At 37.9% G+C, this 4,157-nt stretch carries 3 protein-coding genes; 1 reads left to right on the top strand and 2 read right to left on the bottom strand.

The window, feature by feature from the left end; genetic code table 11:
• Both K8V80_RS07020 and K8V80_RS07015 read right to left on the bottom strand, forming a co-directional pair.
• Nucleotides 1-2,150: SusC/RagA family TonB-linked outer membrane protein (locus tag K8V80_RS07020; RefSeq protein ID WP_276776492.1), on the bottom strand; the 2,150-nt coding region annotated here is incomplete at its 3' end.
• Between the two features lie 165 nt (nt 2,151-2,315).
• Entirely contained in the window at nt 2,316-2,483 is a 168-nt protein-coding gene (locus K8V80_RS07015; RefSeq protein WP_276776490.1) for a hypothetical protein, read from the bottom strand.
• A 337-nt stretch (nt 2,484-2,820) separates the two neighbouring features.
• Between K8V80_RS07015 and K8V80_RS07010 the strand changes: the two genes are divergently transcribed.
• Nucleotides 2,821-4,113, top strand: coding sequence for a retropepsin-like aspartic protease (locus K8V80_RS07010; RefSeq protein WP_276776488.1), 1,293 nt, complete (start codon nt 2,821-2,823; stop codon nt 4,111-4,113).
• Nucleotides 4,114-4,157 lie beyond the last annotated feature (44 nt).

Genomic DNA, 4,157 nt, shown 5'->3' with positions numbered 1-4,157 from the left:
TCCCAAGAAAGCTCTGGTGCAGCCATTCTATCAAAGAACAAACCTGGATACCCCGTATTGGTTTCCATACTAAACAAGGCTTGATAAGCATAGTAATCGTTGATATTATCATTTCCTTGAGCACCATAGCTCGTACGAAGCGTTAAATTGGACAACCACTGACCAGCAAAGTTCTGAATAAACGCTTCTGAGATAGCTCTCCATGATACCCCAACCGACCAAAATGTGCCCCATCTATTGTCTGGGTGAAAGCGTGAAGAAGCATCAGAACGGACAGATGCAGAAACATAGTATTTATCTAACAACGAATACTCTGCATTTCCAAAGAAACTCAACAGCTTATAACTATCACTGCTACCATCAAAGCCACTCACCGATGAGCCTGCTGAGGGTTCATCAAAACCATCCATAACCATACGAGTACGAGTACCACTCATATCGGATAAGTTGTACTGATAATACTCATGTCCAGCCATCAACTTGATGCTGTGTATATCTCTAAATTGAGAGGAGTAAGTCAGCACATTGTTAAAAGTCATACCTGTGGTACGAGTATTGGCTTTTGTAGAACTACCACCCGTTTGACTAGCAGGACCGAATGTGGGGTTTACATAATAATGATCGTTGCGATTGTTGTAATCAATATTTAATGAAGAACGAAAAGTTAAGCCCTCCAAAGGAGTAAGCAAAACATAACTTCTCAAAGAAGCCTGATCTCTTTTTATCTCATTCTTATCCAAAGGCATGGTTGTGGCCAAGTTGTAACGAGCATAAGAAGTGGCTCGGTAGTTTCCAAAATCATACTCTTTCGCCCCGTTTAAATAAGCTCCAGTTTCTCTGTCTCGCTGATAAACAGGATAAAACCCTGGTACAGAACGAGCAAACATGATGACATTGCTAATGGCAGAGTCGTCTTGCTTGGGATAATTTTGGATAGAATGACTACCCGAAACGTTTACACCTAGTTGCAACCATTTACGCACATCACTTACGATATTGGCACGAAAAGTATATCGTTTAAAGCCAGACTCAATGACGTAACCTTGATCACTCAAATAACCACCCGACACATAGTATCGTGAGTTTTTACTCCCTCCACTGACTTGCATATTAATATCGGTGTAATGTGCATTTTGAGAAAGAGCATCGTCCCAATTATCATTCCACAAAGGAGCTAAACCTACTTTCAGCCTGCCATCAGCTCCTACGGGATATGGATTTGCTGTACCATAAGGATTGATACCTATCATTCCCATCAGATTTTCAGAAGCATATTGTCCTGCTTCTTGAGCCACGGCATGAGGGTCTAATCCCTCTTTCATCTTACTATCAAAACGCTCATTGCGAACAGCTTCCCAAAACAATTCCATATATTGATTGGTGTTGAGCTGATCATAATCTCTTCTTGCACGACTAGAAAAACCAAACTTAGAGCTAAACTCTATGCTTGGGGCAGATTCTTTGTTACCTTGCTTTGTTGTAATCATAATCACCCCATTGGCAGCTCTTGAACCATACAAAGTAGCAGAAGCAGCATCTTTCATCACGGTGATAGATTCAATGTCGGCAGAAGAGATGGATGATAAAGCTCCATCGTAAGGAACACCATCAATCACATACAAAGGATCACTCGAAGCATTTACCGAACCTACACCACGAATACGAATGGTAGCATCTGAACCTGGTTGCCCTGAAGCTGAAAAGCTTTGCACCCCAGCTACAGTTCCTTGCAAGGCCTTAGAGATATTACTCACCTGCGATTTTTGAATGATTCCTCCATCTACAACTCCAGCAGAACCTGTAAAGGTTGCTTTCCGAGCCACACCATAAGGAACAGTGATTACAACATCCTCTAAGAGAACAGAGGAGTTCTTTAGTTCAACATTGATTTGGGTTTGAGAACCTACTTTTCTTTCGGCTGACTCGTAGCCTAAGAATTGAAAAACTAAGGTTTCCCCTTTTTGAACTTGAATAGTATATTGCCCGTCCAAATTGGTGGTTGTACCCACTCCCGAACGTTCTTTTACTGAAACTACAGCACCAGGAAGTTCTTCTCCTTCAGCTGTTACCATACCTGATATAGATATATTTTGTGCTAGCATAGGTATACTAAATGCCAACACATATAATAGCGTAATAATCTTTTTCATTATTAAATTATATGTATAATGTTACGCTGACAAATAAAATTCATCAACTAAAACATCCTTCCCAGCTTCATAGAGAAGAGGGTTTTGTCTTAAAAAATGTGTTATTGAATGGAGTTTCTTACTGAAAGTGTAGTGAAGAGTATAGTGCAGTAAGAAATAATGTTGTTAGCAGCAGCAACAGCAACAACAAGAAGTACAAAGAGCTGTACAAAAAGAGATAGAAGAAGTCGTATTATTTTGTGCACGAAGTGATGAGGCAACAGAGGTGCCATAATCAAGATACTGCATATCGAGGGCAGTACGTAGAACTAATGTTCGGTTTAAATGATTCATAATTTTAATCAAATAATAATTGACAATCTATTTAAATAAGAAGAAGTCAATGTTTAGGTTGAATATAGAAAAACAGAAGACACTCCCATCGAAAAAAGAATTGGAGTTGAAATGAATGAGGGTGCTTCAATAATTTCTATTGTTTGCAAATATAGAAAAAGGAATAATAAAATGATAAAATAACAACTTATTTCTTTAGATACTTTCTAAATGATGCCTCTTACCCACGTTTTCATCCATCGAGAAATAGGATTTTATAAATAATATACCTAACTTCATCCTACATTATATCTCAACAAAAACCGTTATCAAGCTGTTTATATATTAAACTTATCCTATGAGAAAATATGCACTACTAATAATAGGCCTATGGGTTTCTATGTTTGGCTTTGCAGGTAATCAGCCGATAGACCCAGTTATCAAAAAGTTAAATCAACTACTAGAAGAGGAATCATTTCTAGAATTAAAAACAGAATTACAAAAGCTACCTCGTAGTTTTAGTTATAATAAATATCTCTATTACGATGCGTTCTGTTTTAGTGCTTTTGCCCAATACACCCAATCTATTGTTGCCATCAATAAATTACTTGCTCAGCCTAGCAACGGACTAAGTAACCATGAAATAGTACATCTGCTAGACCAGCAAGGGTTGAATTACAATAATACGTTTCAGTATCATCTGGCAGCTCAAGTATATATGACACTGCTAGATGAGTTTTCACCCATTTTCTCAAAAAGCAAGTTGAACGACTACAAAAATCTATTCAATAAAAACTACACCCTTGCAGAAGCTCAAGTGGGGAAACAAAAGATGCATATCACAAAAGATACAACCATCCCCATCTACAACAATATCTTCAACCACTTGATGATTCCTGTTTCGAGTAAGGGCGTGCATGACCATTTTATATTTGATACGGGAGCTCAAACCTCAACAATTAGTAATTCGGAAGCAAAACGTTTAGGTCTTAAAATCTACGAGACAGACATAGATGTATCCACAGCAACTCACATCAACATTAAAACTAAAATAGGAGTTGCCGATAGTTTGTATGTGGGTGAGATACTCTTTGAAAACGTCGTTTTCTTAATTGCCGAAGATAAAGATCTATTCTTTCCTGAACTCGACTATCAGATATCGGGCATCATCGGCTCTCCAATAATTAATCAGATGCAAGAAATTAAGATCGACTTAACGAACAACATCATTCATATCCCTCTAAAGCCATCAACAAGAAGTTACTCCAATCTCTATTTCAGAGGACAAACACCTGTAGTAGAGGTACAAACCCCACAAGACACTCTTAGAATGGCAGTAGATACTGGGGCAAAAACGTCAGAGCTTTCTATCAACTATTTCAACCGCCACAAAGAGGATATTATAGCTAAATCAGAAAAAGAAACAATCGGAAGAGGTGGTGCTGGAGGTACTATGTATGAAGAGGTATATATCTATCCCAACTTTGAATACAAGATTGGTTCGAAGAAGAATAAATTACCACATATCTCTATCAACCAAAGTGAGTATCAATTTTTAAAAGGATTAGATGGAAACTTGGGTCAGGATGTCTTTACTCAGTACAACCTAGCCATCATCAATTTCAAGAGCATGTTTATTGATTTTGAGTAAGAACAATGAGCTGGAATAGAAAATCTCTCAACCTAGATAAGAGA

The sequence above is a fragment of the Bacteroides coprosuis genome (assembly GCF_020741705.1).
GTDB lineage: Bacteria > Bacteroidota > Bacteroidia > Bacteroidales > Bacteroidaceae > Bacteroides_E > Bacteroides_E coprosuis.
Note: the sequence above shows the minus strand (reverse complement) of the source record. Positions and strands in the feature narration are given on the sequence as shown.